Annotated in this window: 21 protein-coding genes; 6 read left to right on the forward strand and 15 right to left on the reverse strand. The window is 70.2% G+C overall.

Translation table 11 applies throughout. The annotated features are described in order from the left end of the window. Positions 1–52: 52 nt before the first annotated feature. The 3 genes from H8B22_RS06955 to glnA all read right to left on the reverse strand — a co-directional run bounded on the left by H8B22_RS06955 (position 53) and on the right by glnA (position 3,075). Positions 53–391 (reverse strand): P-II family nitrogen regulator, encoded by a 339-nt coding sequence (locus H8B22_RS06955; RefSeq protein ID WP_187713360.1) that lies wholly within the window; start codon positions 389–391, stop codon positions 53–55. 62 nt (positions 392–453) lie between these two features. Further along, on the reverse strand, positions 454–1,233 hold the full coding sequence (locus tag H8B22_RS06960) for a TorF family putative porin (protein WP_187713361.1): 780 nt from the start codon (positions 1,231–1,233) through the stop codon (positions 454–456). Between the two features lie 432 nt (positions 1,234–1,665). Continuing rightward, positions 1,666–3,075: a type I glutamate--ammonia ligase gene (gene glnA / locus H8B22_RS06965; RefSeq protein WP_187713362.1), complete on the reverse strand. Its 1,410-nt coding sequence runs from the start codon at positions 3,073–3,075 to the stop codon at positions 1,666–1,668. A 302-nt stretch (positions 3,076–3,377) separates the two neighbouring features. On the opposite strand from glnA, the gene H8B22_RS06970 reads away from it, so the two are divergent. Both H8B22_RS06970 and H8B22_RS06975 read left to right on the forward strand, forming a co-directional pair. After that, the gene (locus H8B22_RS06970) at positions 3,378–4,187 is read left to right on the forward strand and encodes an undecaprenyl-diphosphate phosphatase (RefSeq protein WP_187713363.1); all 810 of its coding nucleotides are present in this window, start codon (positions 3,378–3,380) and stop codon (positions 4,185–4,187) included. A 59-nt stretch (positions 4,188–4,246) separates the two neighbouring features. After that, entirely contained in the window at positions 4,247–5,038 is a 792-nt protein-coding gene (locus tag H8B22_RS06975; protein ID WP_187713364.1) for an META and DUF4377 domain-containing protein, read from the forward strand. Between the two features lie 5 nt (positions 5,039–5,043). On the opposite strand, the gene H8B22_RS06980 is transcribed toward H8B22_RS06975, so the two are convergent. The 9 genes from H8B22_RS06980 to H8B22_RS07020 form a co-directional block, all read right to left on the reverse strand. Then, entirely contained in the window at positions 5,044–5,622 is a 579-nt protein-coding gene (locus H8B22_RS06980) for an RDD family protein (RefSeq protein WP_187713365.1), read from the reverse strand. 52 nt (positions 5,623–5,674) lie between these two features. Beyond that, on the reverse strand, positions 5,675–6,286 hold the full coding sequence (locus tag H8B22_RS06985) for a YbhB/YbcL family Raf kinase inhibitor-like protein (RefSeq protein ID WP_187713366.1): 612 nt from the start codon (positions 6,284–6,286) through the stop codon (positions 5,675–5,677). 80 nt (positions 6,287–6,366) lie between these two features. Next, positions 6,367–8,430 carry a tetratricopeptide repeat protein gene (locus H8B22_RS06990; protein WP_187713367.1) on the reverse strand — a complete coding sequence of 688 codons (2,064 nt, stop codon included), beginning with the start codon at positions 8,428–8,430 and terminating at the stop codon, positions 6,367–6,369. A gap of 115 nt (positions 8,431–8,545) precedes the next feature. Beyond that, a complete protein-coding gene (locus H8B22_RS06995) occupies positions 8,546–9,541 on the reverse strand; it encodes a YheT family hydrolase (protein ID WP_187713368.1) in 996 nt (331 codons plus the stop codon). A gap of 82 nt (positions 9,542–9,623) precedes the next feature. Continuing rightward, positions 9,624–10,430: a lysophospholipid acyltransferase family protein gene (locus H8B22_RS07000; RefSeq protein ID WP_187713369.1), complete on the reverse strand. Its 807-nt coding sequence runs from the start codon at positions 10,428–10,430 to the stop codon at positions 9,624–9,626. Positions 10,431–10,647: 217 nt separating this feature from the next. Then, entirely contained in the window at positions 10,648–11,100 is a 453-nt protein-coding gene (locus H8B22_RS07005) for a hotdog fold thioesterase (protein ID WP_187713370.1), read from the reverse strand. A 181-nt stretch (positions 11,101–11,281) separates the two neighbouring features. Beyond that, positions 11,282–11,488, reverse strand: coding sequence for a hypothetical protein (locus H8B22_RS07010; RefSeq protein WP_187713371.1), 207 nt, complete (start codon positions 11,486–11,488; stop codon positions 11,282–11,284). Between the two features lie 55 nt (positions 11,489–11,543). Further along, positions 11,544–11,729 carry a hypothetical protein gene (locus tag H8B22_RS07015; protein WP_187713372.1) on the reverse strand — a complete coding sequence of 62 codons (186 nt, stop codon included), beginning with the start codon at positions 11,727–11,729 and terminating at the stop codon, positions 11,544–11,546. 293 nt (positions 11,730–12,022) lie between these two features. Further along, on the reverse strand, positions 12,023–12,664 hold the full coding sequence (locus H8B22_RS07020) for a glutathione S-transferase family protein (RefSeq protein ID WP_187713373.1): 642 nt from the start codon (positions 12,662–12,664) through the stop codon (positions 12,023–12,025). A 116-nt stretch (positions 12,665–12,780) separates the two neighbouring features. On the opposite strand from H8B22_RS07020, the gene queF reads away from it, so the two are divergent. The 3 genes from queF (at position 12,781) to H8B22_RS07035 (ending at position 14,604) form a co-directional block, all read left to right on the forward strand. Beyond that, a complete protein-coding gene (queF, locus tag H8B22_RS07025) occupies positions 12,781–13,593 on the forward strand; it encodes an NADPH-dependent 7-cyano-7-deazaguanine reductase QueF (protein ID WP_187713374.1) in 813 nt (270 codons plus the stop codon). 148 nt (positions 13,594–13,741) lie between these two features. Then, positions 13,742–14,065, forward strand: a complete 324-nt coding sequence (locus H8B22_RS07030) for a LysM peptidoglycan-binding domain-containing protein (protein ID WP_187713375.1) — start codon at positions 13,742–13,744, stop codon at positions 14,063–14,065. A gap of 38 nt (positions 14,066–14,103) precedes the next feature. Next, on the forward strand, positions 14,104–14,604 hold the full coding sequence (locus H8B22_RS07035) for a hypothetical protein (RefSeq protein ID WP_187713376.1): 501 nt from the start codon (positions 14,104–14,106) through the stop codon (positions 14,602–14,604). 93 nt (positions 14,605–14,697) lie between these two features. On the opposite strand, the gene H8B22_RS07040 is transcribed toward H8B22_RS07035, so the two are convergent. Together H8B22_RS07040 and H8B22_RS07045 are read right to left on the reverse strand one after the other, a co-directional pair. Next, positions 14,698–15,099 (reverse strand): YchJ family protein, encoded by a 402-nt coding sequence (locus tag H8B22_RS07040; protein ID WP_187713377.1) that lies wholly within the window; start codon positions 15,097–15,099, stop codon positions 14,698–14,700. A 42-nt stretch (positions 15,100–15,141) separates the two neighbouring features. After that, the gene (locus H8B22_RS07045; protein WP_187713378.1) at positions 15,142–15,681 is read right to left on the reverse strand and encodes a hypothetical protein; all 540 of its coding nucleotides are present in this window, start codon (positions 15,679–15,681) and stop codon (positions 15,142–15,144) included. Positions 15,682–15,818: 137 nt separating this feature from the next. Here H8B22_RS07045 and H8B22_RS07050 point away from each other — a divergent pair, with 137 nt between their 5' ends. Next, positions 15,819–16,538 (forward strand): UPF0149 family protein, encoded by a 720-nt coding sequence (locus H8B22_RS07050; protein ID WP_187713379.1) that lies wholly within the window; start codon positions 15,819–15,821, stop codon positions 16,536–16,538. A 208-nt stretch (positions 16,539–16,746) separates the two neighbouring features. Here H8B22_RS07050 and H8B22_RS07055 read toward each other — a convergent pair whose 3' ends face one another. Then, complete coding sequence (locus H8B22_RS07055) at positions 16,747–17,847, reverse strand: COG3904 family protein (RefSeq protein ID WP_187713380.1); 1,101 nt, start codon at positions 17,845–17,847, stop codon at positions 16,747–16,749. Positions 17,848–17,857: the final 10 nt, after the last annotated feature.

Raw genomic sequence — 17,857 nt, forward strand, 5'->3', positions numbered from 1 at the left:
CGCGCGCGGGTTTCGATCGTTCTCGTGTGCATATCGAATCTCGCAGTCGGGGTCAGAGGGCGTCGTCGTCGAGTTCGCCGGTGCGGATGCGCACCGTGCGCTCGAGCGCCTGGACGAAGATCTTGCCGTCGCCGACCTTGCCGGTCCGCGCGGCGTTGGCGAGCGCTTCCAGCGCCGCCTCCAGCGCGTCCTCGGTGACCGCGCATTCCAGTTTCAGCTTGGGCAGGAAATCGACGACGTATTCGGCGCCGCGGTACAGCTCGGTGTGGCCCTTCTGTCGCCCGAAGCCCTTGACCTCGGTGACGGTGATGCCCGACACGCCGACTTCGGTGAGCGCTTCGCGCACCTCGTCGAGCTTGAACGGGCGGATGATCGCGGTGATCAGTTTCATCGATCGGCTCCCATGGCTTGCTATCGGATCGCTTGCGCGCGTGTGGCGGTTTTTCGGCTGCTTCAGAAGGCCTTGGTGACGGTCAGCACCACCGTGTCCTCGCCGAGGAAGTTGTCGTAGGCGTTGGTGTAGAACGGCGCGTCGGCGTCGGTGTCGGCGTAGGCGAGGGATGCGGAGAAACCGTTGGCGAACGCCTTGGTCACGCCGAGCCTCCAGTCGGCGTATTCGGCGATCGCGTTGTTCTCCACCCACTGCTTGCCGCCGTGGGCGTTGAGCGTCCAGCCCGGGGCGAACTCCCAGTTGGCGTTGAGGTCGAGGTAGCCGCTGCCGTCGGAGTCGGCATAACCGAACAGGTCGGTGACGGCGTAGGAGTACTTCGCGCCGAACGTGGTGCCGGCGAACGGCGCGACGGTGATGCCGGCATAGATCTCGCCGGTGTCCGGGCTATTGAAGCCGGAGGGATAGTCGCCGGGATACCAGTAGTACAGCGCGCCGACGTCGTAGCTGACCTTGTCGCCGAGCTTGCCGCGATAGCCGCCGTAGACGTCGAGCTCGAGGCTGTTGGATACCGGCACGCCGAACGCGGTGAGGTCGGACAGCCAGCTGACGTTGCTACCCCAGGCGCCGGCGTAAAAATTGCCTGTGGAAGCCGCGTTGTCGGCGGCGTATTCCAGCCCGGCCTGCAACGCCGGTTCCTGGTTGTTCTGCGAGATGCCGCGGAACAGGTAGTCACTGGTGAGCGCGATGGAACCACTGGTGCCCGCCTGCGCGGCGACCGGTGCGAACACGCACAGGACGGCGACAGCGAGAGTGGCGGCGAAAGCGTTGGAACGATGCGTCATGACAAGGCCTCTCATTGGTTGGCCCCTCCCCGGTCAGGTGCTTCGTTGTTGTTGGCGCGGCAGGTGCACAACCTGGTGCGGCGCGTTTCGCGCGGCTTTCCCGAACGCAGGCGCGCAGGCGCCCGTCACCGTCTTTGCGGCGTTTCGTTCAATGGCAGGAAGTCGTGCGAACGCGACGGCGGGCCGTCGTGGTGCCCGCAGGGAGTGCCGCGGAGACCTTGGGATGCGCTCGCAGGGATGGGCCGCGAGGCGGTGTGGCGCTCGCGATGATCGCGAGGCGGCAGCATGCCGGCGCACAGGGGAGGCCGCGGGCCGGGGTCACATGCGCCGCGCGGGGATGGCCGCGCGGCGATGGTGGTGCGTGTTGCGTTGTTGCCTGCCACCCAACCCTCCCCCGCGAGCGGGAGAGGGCGAGCGGGACGATCGCTTTGGTTAGATCGTGTAGTACATCTGGTACTCGAGCGGATGCGTCGCCGCGCGGAAGCGCGTCACTTCCTGCATCTTCAGCGCGATGTAGCCGTCGATGAAGTCGTCGGTGAACACGCCGCCGGCCTTGAGGAACTCGCGGTCCTTGTCGAGGGCTTCCAGGGCCTGGTCGAGCGAGTGGCACACGGTGGGGATGTTCTTCTCTTCTTCCGGCGGCAGGTCGTACAGGTCCTTGTCGCTCGGCGCGCCCGGGTCGATCTGGTTCTTGATGCCGTCCAGGCCGGCCATCATCAGCGCGGCGAAGATCAGGTAACCGGAGTTCATCGGATCGGGGAAGCGGATCTCGATGCGGCGCGCCTTCGGGTTGGCGACGTACGGGATACGGCACGAGGCGGAGCGGTTGCGCGCCGAGTAGGCCAGCATCACCGGCGCTTCGTAACCCGGCACCAGGCGCTTGTACGAGTTGGTGGTCGAGTTGGCGAACGCGTTGATCGCGCGGGCGTGCTTGAAGATGCCGCCGATGTACCACAGCGCCATCTGCGAAAGGCCGCCGTAGCCGTCGCCGGAGAACAGGTTCTTGCCGTCCTTCGCCAGCGACTGGTGCACGTGCATGCCGCTGCCGTTGTCGCCGACCAGCGGCTTGGGCATGAACGTCGCGGTCTTGCCGTTGCGGTGGGCGACGTTCTTGATGATGTACTTCATCGTCAGCAGTTCGTCGGCCTTCTGCACCAGGGTGTTGAACTTGGTGCCGATTTCGCACTGGCCGGCGTTGGCGACTTCGTGGTGGTGCACTTCGACTTCGATGCCGACCTGTTCCAGCGTCTTGCACATCTCGGCGCGGATGTCGTGCAGCGAATCCAGCGGCGCGACCGGGAAGTAGCCGCCCTTCACCATCGGCCGGTAGCCGGTGTTGCCGCCTTCGTATTCGCGGCCCGAGTTCCACGCGGCTTCTTCCGAATCGACGTGGAAGAAGGTGTGGCCCATGTCATTGGCGAAACGGACGCTGTCGAAGATGAAGAATTCCGGCTCCGGGCCGAAGAACGCGGTGTCGGCGATGCCCGACGACTTCAGGTAGGCCTCGGCGCGCTTGGCGATGCCGCGCGGGTCGCGCGGGTAGGCCTGCATGGTGGCCGGGTCGAGGATGTCGCAGGTCAGGACCAGGGTCGGATCGGCGGTGAACGGATCCAGGAACGCGGTCGACGCGTCGGGCAACAGCACCATGTCCGATTCCTGGATGCCCTTCCAGCCGGCGATCGACGAGCCGTCGAACATCTTGCCGTCCTCGAACAGCGAGGGCTCGATGATCGACTTGGGGAAGGTCACGTGGTGCTGCACGCCGCGCATGTCGGTGAAGCGCAGGTCGACGAATTCGACCTTGTGGTCCTTGATGAGTTTTTCGACGTGTTCGATGGACATGGGCTTTGGGTCCGGGATTGGGGATTCGGGAATCGGGATTGGCGAAAAGCACGCTACGGGTATCTCTTAAGCAATCGGCGTGCCAACTATGCTCGCCAAGCAACCCATTGATTTTTCTAGGACGCGACTGGACCGGCCGCAGCGGTTGGCACCAATAGGGTGCAGAGACAGCGGTATGCACCAGAATGGCGCAAATCGCTATCCGCTATCCTGCGCATCCCTTCGGCCTCCGGCGACGGGACCATTCGCGCCGCGGGCTCCTGCGGCGAATCCCCAGTCCCGAATCCCCAATCCCCGCTCCAATGACCGATCTCCTCGCCGCGCTGCTGCTCGGCATCATCGAAGGCATCACCGAGTTCCTGCCGATCTCGAGCACCGGCCACCTGCTGATCGCCGAGCGCTGGCTCGGCCATCGCAGCGACCTGTTCAACGTGGCGATCCAGGCCGGGGCGATCCTCGCCGTGGTGCTGATCTACCGGCAGCGGCTGTGGCAGCTGGCCACGCAGTTCTTCACCGAGCACGAGAGCCGCGCCTACGCCGGCAAGCTGGCGGCGGCCTTCGGCGTCACCGCAGTGCTGGGCCTGCTGGTGAAGAAGGCCGGCTACGAACTGCCGGCGACGGTGACGCCGATCGCGGCGGCGCTGCTGCTCGGCGCGGTGTGGATGGTGATCGCCGAATACTTCGCGGCCAAGCGCGCGGCCGTGCTCGGCGAGCGCAGCACGATCAGCTGGACGGTGGCGCTGCTGGTCGGCCTGGCCCAGGTGGTCGCCGGCGTGTTCCCCGGCACCTCGCGCTCGGCCGCGACCATCTTCGTCGCGCTGCTGGCGGGCACGACCAACCGCGCCGCGGCGACCGAGTTCGCGTTCCTGCTCGGCATTCCCACCATGTTCGCGGCCACCGGCTACGAGCTGGTCGCGGTGGTCGGCAGCGGTGGCGCCGCGCAGGAGGACTGGTCGGCGCTGGCGGTCGCCTTCGTCGCCTCGGCGATCACCGCCTTCATCGCGGTGAAGTGGCTGCTGCACTACATCCAGAACCACCGCTTCACCCTGTTCGCGATCTATCGCGTGGTGCTGGGCGCGGCCCTGCTCCTGCTGGTGCCGGCCGGGCAGTAAGGCGCCGGCCATGCGGCGCGGAGTATCGTCGCCGCCCTCCCCCGCACGGATGGCCCGCCATGTCCCGCAAACTCCTCGCCGCCGCTTCGCTCCTCGCCCTCGCCGCCTGCACCACGGCGCGCGATGACGCCGCACCGGCGCCGGCCGCGCCCGCCGCCGACGCCACCGCCGCGCTGGAAAGCCAGCACTGGAGCCTCCTGCACAGCACGGACCAGGCCGGCCAAGCCATCGCCGCCCTGCAGCCGCCGGGCAAGCAGCCGTTGCAGCTCGACTTCGCCGACGGCCGCCTCGGCGTCAGCGGCGGCTGCAACCGCATCGGCGCCGGCTACCGCCTCGACGCCGGCACGCTGCACGTGGGCCCGACCATGCAGACGCAGATGGCCTGCGCGGACCGCACGCTGATGGAGCTCGACGCCGCCATCGCCGCGCGCCTGCAGGGCGCATTGCGCACGCAACTGCAGGGCGGCGAGCCGCCGCAACTGCAGCTGGTCGCCGCCAACGGCGACACCCTGGTGCTCACCGGCGCGCCCACCGCGCAGGCGCGCTACGGCGGCGAAGGCGCGACGGTGTTCTTCGAGGTCGCGCCGCAACGCGTGGCCTGCGCGCACCCGCTGATCCGCGACATGCAGTGCCTGCGCGTGCGCGAACGCAGCTACGCGACCAACGGCACGCTCGCCTCGCAGGGCGAATGGCAGCCGCTGTACCAGGCGATCGAGGGCTACACGCACACCCCGGGCACCCGCAACGTGCTGCGGGTGAAGAAGTACGCGATCAAGAATCCGCCGGCGGATGCACCGGCGGTGGCGTACGTGCTTGACCTGGTGGTCGAGGCGGAACTGGTGGAAAGGTAATCGCGTTACGGTTCGACGGCCGGTGCCGGCACGGGGGCCGGACCGATCGCGCTTGCGCCGAACTGATGGCTCACGTTGTGCCGCGGCTTGCCGACCGGAGCGCCGCGGCGCGGCCGCATCACCACGTAGGTCTTCGGAATCGAATCGTGCCAGCCGCGGCGGGTTTCGTCGTCGCTCATCAGCAGCGAGAAGGCATTGAACGGAATCAGCCGGCACAGGCTGCGATAGAAGGCCTTGCGGAACGCAGGCGGCTGGCCGTACTCGTCGACGACACGCGTGTTCGTGACCAGCTTGCCGAGGGTGAAGCCGAACGCGCCTTCCATCAGCGTGTAGTACGCCACCAGGATGGACGAGGTCACGACAATGTCGGTGATCCGGTCGATGTTCTGCATCCAGTCGAGCACGGCGAGATTGCCGGTCAATGCGGCGACGATTCCGACCGCTGCGAAGGCCAGGTAAACCGCGACCCGGTCGATCAGCCAGTTGAAGAAGCGGCGCACCTTGGACGCGGAGTCGATGTCGAGCCGGGGCAGCGCGTGCTCAAGCGTCGCGCCCGAGGCGCGGTATGGATTCTCGTCGTTCATGTGCCTCCCCCTGGAGGACGCACGTTAGCAGCCGCGGCCGGAAACGCGACAGTCAGTCGGCGACCACCGGATTCAACGCATACGTGCCGTAGATCGACGCCTCGCCCAGCACGTGGCCCTGCATCGCGTGCAGCACCTCGCCGGTGCTGAAGCGCGCGGGCAGGTCGAGCCTGGCCACGTCGAGGGCGAACACGCGGAAGAAGTAGCGGTGCAGGCGCAGGTCGTGCGGCGGCGGGAACGGGCCGTCGTAGCCGCGCCAGTCGCCGCGCATGGCGGGGTCGTTGGCGAACCAGCCGGTGTAGTCGTTGAGGCCCTGGCGACTGCCGGCCGGACCGGCCGGTGCGGCCTTGCCGTGCGCGACCACGCCGTCGCTGCAGCTGCCGGCGGCGAACTCGTGCACGCCGGCGGGGATGTCGACGATGACCCAGTGGGTGAACTCGGTGCGCGGCTGCGCGACCGGGATCTGCGCCGGGCTGATGTCGGTGGGCACGTCCGGATCGATGCACAGCAGCGCGAACGACTGCGTGCCCGCGGGCACGTCGCGCCAGGCCAGGTGCGGATTGCGGTTGGGTGCGAAGCCGTAGCCGTCGGCAGTGGGCTGGCCGGCGGCGAATTCGGCGGGAATGCGCTGGCGGTGTTCGAAGCTGTCGCTGTGGATCTGCATGCTGTCCGCTCCCTGTGCTTGTCGAGTGACACCCGGTCGCGCGCTGCCCGCGCGTGGCGGGCGGCGTCACTGCGCCGCAATCAGTTTTCCGGGTAACCCAACCGTACCGCGACCGGCGTGAGCAGCGCGAACGCCTCCGCCAGCGGCGCGGCATAGGTGCGCCAGTGGCCGGGCGCGAACTGGACCGGACCCAGCGTCGCCGGTGCCGGTGCGGTCGTATCCAGCGCGGCGCCCACCGCCGCGGCCATCGCCGCCGGGTCGTCGACCAGGTCGTCGAGCTTGAGCAGGCGGTGCGGGAACCAGTCGTGCTCGTGCAGGTCGGCGATCTGCACCAGCGCCGCAGCCAGCCAGCGCGCGGCGACCGTCGGCGATTCGAAGGCGAAGCGCTGCGGCGAGCCGAACGCCAACCAGCTCAGCAGCATGTCGCGCGGATCGCGCACGGCGAGCAGCAGCATCGCCTCGGGCAGGTGCGGACGCAGCGCGTGCAGCAGCGCGTTGTCCCAGGTCACCAGCCAGTCGAAGATCTGGCCGTCGTGTACCTCGCGCGCGGGCAGCGCCGCGCGCCACTGGTTCACCAGGAACTGCCCATCGAGGCGGCCGTCGAGCAGTTCCTGCGCGGTGCCGTAGCGCTGCAGCGGATCGGCCGGCGGACGCATGCTGTAACGGTCGGTGCGCAACTGCGAGCCGGGCAGGTCGAAGGTGATGCCGATGCGCTCGACCAGCGAGCCCGGCGGCCCCCACAGCAGCAGCACGCCCGGGGCGTTTTCCGGCAGCGGCTGCAGCGGCGGCAGTTCGCCGATCGCGGCGGTCAGCGGCGGCAGCGGCAGGCGCTGGTCGGCGACGTCGGCGTGCACCTCGGCCCAGCTGGCGGCGGCCGCGGCGAAGTCGCCGGCCACGTCCAGGCAGCGGCCCAGCAGCTGCTTCAGCATGCGTCGGGCTTCGGGATCCTGCGAGCGTTCGATCAGGTCGCGGACGCGGGCCACGGCGGCGTCCGGCTGGGTGCGCAGCAGCACATCGATGATGCGCAGCTCGGCCTGGCTGTGGCCGGGCTGGAGGGCGACGATCTCGTAGGCGATCTCGTCGGCCCGTTCGGTTTCGCCGGCGGCGTCGTGGATGGTGGCGCGCGCCTGCAGTGCCGGGATGCTGTCGGGCTGTGCCTCCATCCAGCGTTCGACCACGGCCAGCGCGCCTTCGCCCGCGAACGGCTCGGCGACCAGGCGCGCGCGCCACAGCGCGTCTTCCAGCGGGTGCGCGGCGAGGGCCGCGTCCAGGGTGGTGCGCGCGTCTTCGGCGTCGTTCGTGCGGCGCCAGGCTTCCAGCAACGCTTCGAGGGTGCGGCGGTCGCGCGGCATCGCGGCGAAGGCGGCCTTCAGCGCCGGCAGCGCGCGCTCGGTGCGGCCGGCCTGTAGTTCCAGTTCGCCGACGATGCGCTGCATGCCCGGCGACGGGTTGCCTTCCAGCAGCGTGGCAGCTTCGTCCGCGGCTTCGGCGTAGCGGCCCTGGCGGCGCACCAGGTCCACGACCAGGCCGCGCAGTGCCGCCGCCTCGGGCTGGGTTTCCAGCTGCTTGCGGAAGGTCTGTTCGGCGAAGGCGAAATGGCCCTTGGCGATGTAGGCGAAGCCGAGCGCGTTGCGCACCGTGGCGTCGTCGGGGGCCTGCTGCGCGGCGTGCGACAGGATCGCCAGGGCGCGATCGGCGTCGCCGCGACGCAGGGTCACCATGCCTTCGATCGCCGCGACCTGCGGATGCTCCGGGGCGATGCGTCCGGCCAGCTTGGCGACGCGGTCGGCTTCGGCGAGGTCGCCGCGGGCGAGCGCGAGCTGGCCCTGGATGACGTAGGCCGGGAACTGGTTGGGATCGAGGCCCACCGCCTGGGCCAGCGCGGCCTGGGCGTCGTCGAGCTGGCGGCCGCCGAGCAGCAGGCCGGCGCGTTCCACGTGCAGGCTGGCGTCGTCGGGCGTCAGCGCCAGGGCCGCATCCACGGCGGCCAGCGCGGCGTCGCGGTCGCCGTCCATGCGGTGGGCGGTGGCGAGCAGGCGGTGGGCGGTGGCGTCCTGCGGGTTGGCGGCGACGGCAGCGCGCGCGGCGGACAGGGCTTCGGCGGCAGCGCCGCGGCGCAGCGCGTCGAGAATGGGCTCGTACATTGGGCAGGCTTCGGTCGGAATTGCAGGAAAGTCGGCGATTGTAAGCCGCGCCGCGGATTCCCTGCGGGCCCGGGTTTTCCCTGCCGGGCGGCCCGCGTCGCCGGCCGGCCGGCGCTCAGGCCGGATCGGTGCGCTCGACCAGCCGCTGCGCCACCCAGTGCTCGGCGAAGCCGTCCAGCCGCGCGCTCTCCAGGAACCCGCAATGCCCGCCCCACGGCGAGATCTCCAGCGCGGTGTCCGGCGCGAGGCGGAGCTGGCGGAAGCCGTCGACCGGGATCACCGGATCGTCCGCGGCCATCAGGATGCTGGCCGGCACCTGCAGGGCGGCCAGGCGGTTGCCGGCGACCGAATAGCCATCGAAATAGCGCTCCAGCGTGCCGAAGTCGGTGTGCCGCTCGACCAGCCACTGCGTCAGCGGGCGCATGCGCAGGCTCAGCACCTGGTTGTCGAAGGCGTGCAGCTGCGGGAACAGCTCGCGCTTGCGCAGCAGCGAGCCGCGCCACTTGCGCTCGAAGTACCACAGGTACACCGGCAGGCCCCGCTCCATCGAATCCATCGTCCGCGCCGGATCGAGCACCGGGCACACCGCGGCGACGTGGGCGAGTTCAAGACCGGCCGCGGGCGCGCGCAGGGCCAGGCGCAGGGCGAAGTTGCCGCCGAGCGAATAGCCGGCGACCACCAGCGGGCGGCGGGCGAAGCGCGCGGCGACGTCGCAGGCGGCGTGCACGACCTCGTCGATGCGGTTGGAGTGGAACAAGCCTTCGTTGAGGTGGTGGGTGTCGCCGTGGTCGCGGAAGTTGAGGCGGAACACCTCGAAGCCGCGGCGCAGCAGCTGCGCCGCGGTCAGGCGCATGTAGCTGGAATCGGCGCTGCCTTCCCAGCCGTGCAGGAGCAGGGCGAGCCCGCGCGATTCGAGCCCGGGCACGACGCTGTGCAGGCCGTGCAGGCGCACGCCGTCGCCGCCATCGATCAGGTGCTCGCGGGTGACCGCACCGCAGTCGCGCAGCGCGCGTTCGCCGTGCCGGCGCCGCAGCACGCTGGTGCCGAGCAGCGACTGCACGTGCGCGTTGCGCAACCAGCGCGGCGGGCGGTAGTCGGCGGCGGTGAGCATCACCGGACCATAGTCGCGAATATTGGAGCGGGCACTCCAGCCGCGTGCCGGCGCGGGCGGCACGGCACCGGCAGGCACGCCATTACGGCCCCGTCATCGCGGCGATGATGCGGCTGCGCGCGAGTTCGGCGAGGCGGCGGCGGCCGTCGGTCTCGCCCGGCGCGATCGGCGCCAGGAAGTGCACTTCGGCCACGCGCGCCGGTTCGCCGAGCAGGCGCACGAAGTTGCCGAAGAAACTCTCGCGCGGCGCGAACGCCACCACGTGCTGGGCGCTGCCGCCCGCGCCGTAGCGCAGCGCCACCGGCTGCACCGGCACGCCGGCCTCGACCGCGGCGAGGAAGATGCGTGCGTGGAACGGGCCGATTTCGCCGCCGCCGCGCGTGCCGCCTTCGGGGAACACGCCGACGCTGCGGCCGTCGCGCAGCCGCGACAGCATCTCGTGCAGCACGCCGCCCAGCGACTCGGTGCTGCCGCGCGCGTGGAAGATGGTCTCGCCGCGCTGCGCCAGCCAGCCCACCACCGGCCAGCTCTGGATCTCGCGCTTGGCGACGAAACCCATCATGCGCTGGCTGTGCAGCGTCTCGATGTCGATCCAGCTGACGTGGTTGGCGACGAACATCGCCGCGCCCGGCAGCGGCGTGCCGACGCGGCGCAGGCGGAAGCCGAACACGCGCATCAGCCCGGCGGACCAGGCGCGGATCACGCGGTGTTCGAGCGATTCGTCGCCCCAGCGCAGGCGCTCGGTCAAAGGCGTGGTCATCAGCATCGCCAGCGGCAGGTGCACGAGGATGTGCCACAGCAGCAGCGGGACGCGGTAGAGATAACGCAAGGCGCGCGCCAGACGCGCCCCGGGCGCGTTGGCGCCGGCAGTGGGGGGCGGCGCAGTCATGGAGCGGAACGATACCGACCCCACGACAGCAATGAAACCGTCATGTCGCTACGGCCGCGCCCGCGGCCGGGCAAAGTGACCAACCGCATCGCAGCGTCGCGCACACGGCGCGCCGCGCATTCGATGGCGTACGGATGCGGCGCTGCATGTCGCCGCTTTGTGTCGCTGCTGCAATCGACGCGCGCCAACCCGGCGCGTTCAGTCGAAGCCGCTGCGCTCAGGCCCGCGTCACCACCGCCAGGGTCAGCCGCGAAATGCACACCAGCCGCCCCGCTTCGTCCTCGACGCGGATCTCCCACACCTGGGTGCTGGCGCCGACATGCAGCGGCCGCGCGGTGCCGGTGACGAAGCCGTCGCGCGCGCCGCGCAGGTGGTTGGCGTTGATCTCGATGCCGACCACGCCCTTGCCCTCCGGCACGCACAGGCCACCGGCCGTGCTGCCCAGGGTCTCGGCGAGCAGCACCGAGGCGCCGCCGTGCAGCAGGCCGTAGGGCTGCTTGGTGCGCGCGTCCACCGGCATGGTGCCGCGCACGTAGTCGGGGCCGATCTCGGTGAACTGGATGCCCAGCGGGATCATCGCCGTGTCCTTGGACAGGGCATTGAGCTCGGCCAGGGTGACGCCGCTGCGGAACAGCGGGCGCGCGGCGCGCGGGGAGGAGGATTCGCTCATGCTGCGACGATACACGCCGCGGCGCGGCTGCGAATCAGCGCGGCTAAGAATCGATGCTGGGGTAATGCGTACCGGCCAGCGCGCAGGAGAGGGAAGAAGCCTGCGCGCCGGCCGGGGCCGCACCCACGGGGAAGGGGACTCGCCGTCGCGCGGGGCGTCGCGACGGCGGGGGATCTGGGGATCAGGCGCAGCGGAACAGCGGCGCGAATCCGTTGCTGGTGTAGCGGCGATCACGGCCGTAGCCGCTGCTGTTGCCATAGCCGACGCCGAAATCGCGTTCGCGGTGCACATGGCGGGGGGCGGCCTGCGCGGCGCCGAGGGCGGCCACGGCAGCGGCGGCCGGATTGGAAGGCTGGGAGGTGTGGACTTCGGCAAGACGGGTGTTCATGACGATCTCCTCGGTGGCGGCTGGGGGAAAGGCGACCACCGGAGTGGGTTGCGCGTTACGCGCAGCGGAACAGGGGCTGGAAACCGCTGTTGGAATAGCGGCGGTGGCTGGCGTAACCGCTGCTGCTGCCGTAGCCGACGCCGAAGTCGCGTTCGCGGTACTGCTGGCGGGCGGGGGCGGACGGGGCGGCGGGGGCGGACTTGGCGGAGTCGCGGCGGGCTTCGAAGGAGCGGACGTTCATGGTGGTTTCCTCGTGGGGTGTTGCGGGTGGGTGTGCCTTGGTGTGTTGGTAAAGTACAACACCACAATGATCGATCACCTGTGCCGGAAGTCACCCCACCCGGTAGGGGGATCGCCAGGGGGCGGGCGGCACAGCGGAACTCCCTGATTCAGATGCGTTTTCCGGCCGAAGCGTTGCCGTGACTGATGGCCTAGGCGGGTGGGTCGAACCCGCGAACGGGGCGGTTCCCGCGCCCGCCGGCCGGAAACCGCGGCCAAACCGGGCCGCGGCGGGCCGGCCCGCGGCAGGGCGGCTCAGCCCAGTTCGCGCGCGGACGCGGGATCGATCGAGTACGGATGGGTGGTGGCGAGGAACCCCGGCTGGGCCCGTACCCGCTCAAGCCAGGCCGCCACCGCCGGATGCGCCGCCAGGTCGAAGCCGGCCTCGTCGGCGCGGCTGGTGTAGGCGAACAGGGCGATGTCGGCGACGCTGTAACGGTCGCCGGCGATGAAGGCGCGCGTGGCCAGCTCATGCTCGAGGATCGCCAGCGCCTTGCGCCCCGCCTCGCGCTTGAGCTGGACCAGCGCCTCGGGCCGCCGCGCCAGCTTTCCGGTCAGCGTCCAGTGCCGCAACGCGCCGATCTGGCTCTCGATGCGCTCCTGTTCGAAGCACAGCCACTGCCACACCTTCGCCCGCGCGAACGCATCGTCGGGCAGGTACGCCGTGCCCTGCGCCAGGAACATCAGGATCGCGTTGGATTCGGCCAGCGCGCGGCCGTCGTCGAGCACGATCGCCGGCACCGTGCCGGTGGGGCTGATCGCGCGGTACGCGGCGCTGCCGCCCTCGCCTTCGAAGATGCTGACCAGACGGGTGCGGTGCGGCAGCTGCAGGTGGGCGAGCAGTTGCCGCACCTTCCAGGCGTTCTGCGAGGGCAGGTAATCGTAGAGCGTGAGCATGGGTGTGCGTGGTCGGAAGAAAGGAGCCACGAGTGTCCGCGTCGCGCCACCGCGGCGATATCCGATTCCTGCGCTGAATTCCTGCGCCCGCGCGCCCGCGCCGGTAAAATCGCCGGATGAATCCGCAAGACCTGCCGCTCGGCCGCCACGTCGACTACCCGCGCACCTACGACGCCGCGCTGCTGTTCCCGATCCCGCGCGCGCTCGGTCGCGACCACATCGGCCTCGACACGGCCGCCCTGCCCTTCATCGGCGTCGACCGCTGGCATGCCTACGAGCTGAGCTGGCTCGATGCACAGGGCAAGCCGCGCGTGGCGACCGCGACGTTCGCGGTGCCGGCGCACTCGCCGCACCTGGTCGAATCCAAGTCGCTCAAGCTCTACCTCAACTCCTTCAACGCCACCCGCTTCGACGACGACGCGGACGTGCGCGCGCGCATCGCCGCCGACCTGTCGCGCGCGGCCGGCGCACCGGTGGACGTGGCGTTCGGCCTGCCGCCGATCGATGCGGATGACGCCAGCGAATCCATCGACGCGCTGGACGTGGCGATCGACCGCTACGGCCCGCCCGATGCGTCGCTGCTCGCCAGCGATGCCGGCGACATCGTCAGCGAAACGCTGAGCAGTGCGCTGCTCAAGTCCAACTGCCCGGTGACGGGACAACCGGACTGGGCGCGCATCGTCATCGCCTACCGCGGCCCGCGCCTGGATCGCGCCGCGTTGCTGCGCTACCTGGTGTCGTTCCGCGACCACGCCGAATTCCACGAGCAGTGCGTCGAACGCATCTTCACCGACCTGCGCGCGCGCACGCAGCCGCAGGCGCTCTCGGTGGAAGCGCGCTACACGCGGCGCGGCGGGCTCGACATCAATCCGTGGCGCGCCACGCCGGGCACGGAACGCCCCGCCGCAGGCCGCGACGCGCGGCAATGAACGGGCCGCAACCGCGGCAATGACGGGAGGCGAGCAATCGCGACGGCGATGCTCGACTTCGGCTCCCTTGCTGAACTCGCGATATTTTCTTAACAAGCCGCGTGCCACCGTTGCCGCGTCGACAAGACGCCGGGGAGGAGCCCCCTCAATGAGCAACGAGAAGAAACCCGATTTTTCCAACGTGCAGAGCGGATCCGGCAGCACCGAGCAGAGCCGGCCCGACTTCTCCAACGTGCGCTCCGGCGCATCCTCGACCGAGGAGATCACCGGCGGCAGCGGCGGCACCGGTGGCGCCGGCGAGACCACCTACACCGTGGCCAAGGGCGACACCCTGTCGCACATCGCCAAGGACCACTACGGCAAGGCCAGCAAGTGGCAGGTGATCTTCGAGGCCAACCGCGACCAGCTCGACGACCCGGACAAGATCTTTCCCGGCCAGGTGCTGAAGATCCCCGCACTCGACGCCGAGTGACGTTCATCCGCCCTCATCTGCACAAAGGACATAGACGCATGAATCGCCATCGCATTTCGCTCGCCCTGCTGGTCGCCGTACTCGGCGCGGTCGCCGTCGTCGGCTGCAAGAAGAAGGAAGAAGCCGCGCCCGTCGCGACCACGCCACCGCCGGCCATGGAACCGGCGACGGCACCGGCCACCGCGCCGATGCCGGCCACCGCCGCCGTCACCAGCGTCGACCTGGGCAACGCCGTCGGCGCCGACATGAAGGTCGGCACGCCCGCCACCACCTTCGCGCCGAAGGACACGATCTACGCCTCGATCGGCACCAGCACCAGCGACCCGGCCGCCAGCGTGCCCGGCAAGCTGGGCGTGAAGTGGACCCACGTCGACAGCAACCAGACCGTCAGCGAGGACAGCCGCGACGTGAACCTCACCGGCATGGGCAACACCGAATTCCACATCGCCAAGCCCGACGGCTGGCCGGCCGGCAAGTACAAGGTCGAAGTGTCGCTCGACGGTGCCGTCGTGCAGACGCGCGATTTCGAAGTGAAGTGACCTAACCCACCTCTCTCCGCCCCGCCGCAAGGCGGGGTTGGGCAAGCCGGGCGTGATGCGAATCACGCCCTTTTTTTGTCTCGTCAATCGCGCTCAGCGCGCCGTCGGGAACTCGCCATCGACGTAGTACCAGCGCCCGCCCTCGCGCACGAAGCGGCTGACTTCATGCAGCCGCACCGCCGCTGCGCCGCCGACCTTGTAGCGCGCGACGAATTCGACCAGCGCGTGATCCGCGTCCTGCGGCACGTGCCGCTTCACCTCCAGGCCGAGCCAGCGCGTGGCCGCGGCGTCGGAGCAGTCCAGCGTCGCCGGGCGCGTGTCCGCGTGCCAGGTGGCGAGCAGGTACGCGGCATCGGCGCGCACGTAGGCGCTGTAGCGCGAACGCATCAGCGCCTCGGCGCTGGCGGCGAGCGCGTCGCCGCGGTGCAGCGGCGCGCAGCACTGCGCGTAGCGGCGGCCGGACTGGCAGGGACAGGCGGAGTCGTTCGCGTTCATCGCCGCATTGTCGGCGATTGCGTCGACCGCGCCCCGGCCCAGCTATGGCGTCGCCGCCGCGCGACGTCGATAGACGCCACGGAAGCTGCTCTGCCACGACGCCCCGGCATCGTCCGAGGTCTCCCAGTGCTGGACCACGCTGCCGTCGGCCTGCGGCGTCCAGCGGATGCGCTGGCGCTGCGTGCCGCCCTTGCCGTCGGGCAGTTCGCCGGCCAGCACCATCGCCTCGCCCTCGCGCCCGCCCTCCAGGCGCAGCACCACGCCGTCGCCGCCCACCCAGAACTGGCGCCACACCCGGTACGCCGCATCCCAGGCATTGGTGCTGGTGCCGTGGTTGCCGCTGGCGCCCTGCCAGTGCTCGACCAGCCAGCAGCCGTTGGCGCTGCGTTCGATGCGGTTGTGGCCGAGCAGTTGCTCGCCCTGCGCGCCGCCGTAGACGTCCCATTCGCCGAGCCAGAAGTCGAACTGGCGGTGTTCGGCGCCCTCGCAGCGCAGGAAGGCGGGCGGCGGCGCGGCGGGCGTGCTCATGCAGGGAACTCCGGAAAGGCCGGCCAGCAACAGGGCCGTGATGATGGCGCGCATGGTGCGGCTCCGCGGTCGTTGCGGCCACGGTAGTGCGCCGCGCCGGGCGCGTGCGGCGTCCCCGCGAACGAGCCAACGAATGCCATGCCGCGCGCGAACGACTACCCTGTGCACCCGCTCGCCACCGCCCCACCGCCATGAACGTCCCCAGCTACCTCGACGACGCGCAGATCGAACGCCTGTCCGACCTCCTCGACCAGCGCGCCGTGCCGTTCAAGGGCTTCAACCTGGAAGCGCTCGACGGCTACCTGTCCGCCCTGGTGGTGTCGCCCGAAGACGTGCCCGCCGCCGAATGGCAGCCCGCGGTGTGGGGCAAGCCGCCGCGCTGGGCCGACGAGGCCGAGCGCGTGGAAGTCGAGGCGCTGCTGCAGGGCCACTGGAACATGGCCAGCCAGCGCGTGCGCTTCGGCGACGACGACCTGCCCGAGCACCTCGCCCCGCTGCTGTGGTTGCCGGAGGAAGCCGAGGCCGAGCATCCCGACGAACTCGACGTCGGCCGCGACTGGGCGTTCGGCTTCTTCCGCGGCGTCGAGCTGCGCGAAGCCGCGTGGGAGCAGTGGCTGGACGAGAACGAGTGGATCGACGACATCTTCGCGCGCCTGGACCAGCTCGCCAGCGGCGAGATCCTCGGCGAGGATCCCGAAGCCCCCGGTACGCCGGTCGGCTACCGCGAGCGCCTGGAGGTCATCGCCTCGCTGCCGGGCATGCTCGCCGACCTGCACCACCACCGCATCGACGCGCTGACCCCGCGCGAACCGATCCGCAAGGCCGCCACCCCGGACCGCAACGACCCGTGCCCGTGCGGCAGCGGCAAAAAGTACAAGAAGTGCTGCGGCGCCGCCGGCAGCGCCGGCTAAGACCGTAGGCCGGGTGGGCCCCGCCACCCCGGCACCCCGGCACCCGCGGATCAACGCGATCGCGCCGCGCCGCGCCGAAACCCAGCGGCGCGCGGCGCGCACCTACAGGCAACAGCAAGGCCGCTGGCGTGACGCCGCCATCCGGATCCTGAAAAACGCCGGGTTGCTGAAGCCCACCCGGCCTACGTTTCGCCGTGTCTTCCGGCGGTCATTTCTTCACCACGTCCGCCGACTGGCTGCCGCCCTCCAGCTTCAACGGCGGCATCAGCATCACGTGCGCCGCGGTGCCCGTGGGCAGGCCGCGGCGGTCCGCGGTCGGGTTGTCGGAGGGGCACTTCGCATCGGGGAAGCCGAAACGCGGTTCCAGCGCGCGGCCGCACTCGTCGAGCACTTCGAAGGCCTTGCCCGGTTCCAGGCATTCGTTCTCGAAGGCGCGCAGCCAGGCGTCGCGGCGGCGCGCGAAATCCTCGCCGCAACGGCGGGTGAGGCGGATGCGGTCGAGGTCGTCCTGCACCGCGTTGCTGCCGGATAAACCGTATTCGCGCAGCTCGGCCTCGCTCAGCAGGCGCAGGCGGCGGTTGGCCACGGTCATCATCAGGTCGGCGATGCGCACGTCGGCGCCGTTGCGCACCAGGTAGTCGCGCACCTGCCCGCTCACGTCGCGCAGCTCGGCGCTGAGCTCGGCGCGCGAGGTGGCCTTGGACTGGTCGCGGAACAAGCGGTGGATGCCGACGTCGCCGGTGATCGAACGCGTATCGCCGCCGGCGAGGATCAGCACGCAGGAGCTGTGGCAGTACGAACCGTCGCGCACCCAGATCGCCCAGCGCTGCTCGGCCATGCTGTCGCCGGCGCGGATCGCCTCTTCGACGTGGCCGCCCGAGGACTTGATGTCGAGGATGCGCACGGGAATTTCCATGCGATCGGCAACCGCCGCCACGCGCTGCACCAGCGCGGTGAAGCCGGCGTTGATCTTGCCGTCGTAGCGCAGCCGCACCACGCCCTGCGGCTGGCACGGGGTGAGCGCGTCGACCACGGCGAAGAAGGTGAGCGCGTCCAGCTTCTCGCCGTCGCCGTCCTGCAGGTAGTCGTAGCCGCAGCTGATCCAGGCGGTGCCGGCGTCGAGCTCGGCATTCGGCCAGTAGGTGGTCTTGAGGTAGTCGCCCGGCGCCATGTCGGCCAGGGGCTGGCTGGCCACCGGCTTGGCGGCGCCGTTGCTGGCGTCGTCGCCCAGCGTCACCGGCGCCGGCTCGGCCGCCTTCTGGCACGCGGCCAGCAGCAGAAACAACAGCAGCAACCCATTCTTCAGCATGAACCTACCA

The sequence above is a fragment of the Lysobacter terrestris genome (genome assembly GCF_014489475.1).
Lineage (GTDB): Bacteria > Pseudomonadota > Gammaproteobacteria > Xanthomonadales > Xanthomonadaceae > Agrilutibacter > Agrilutibacter terrestris.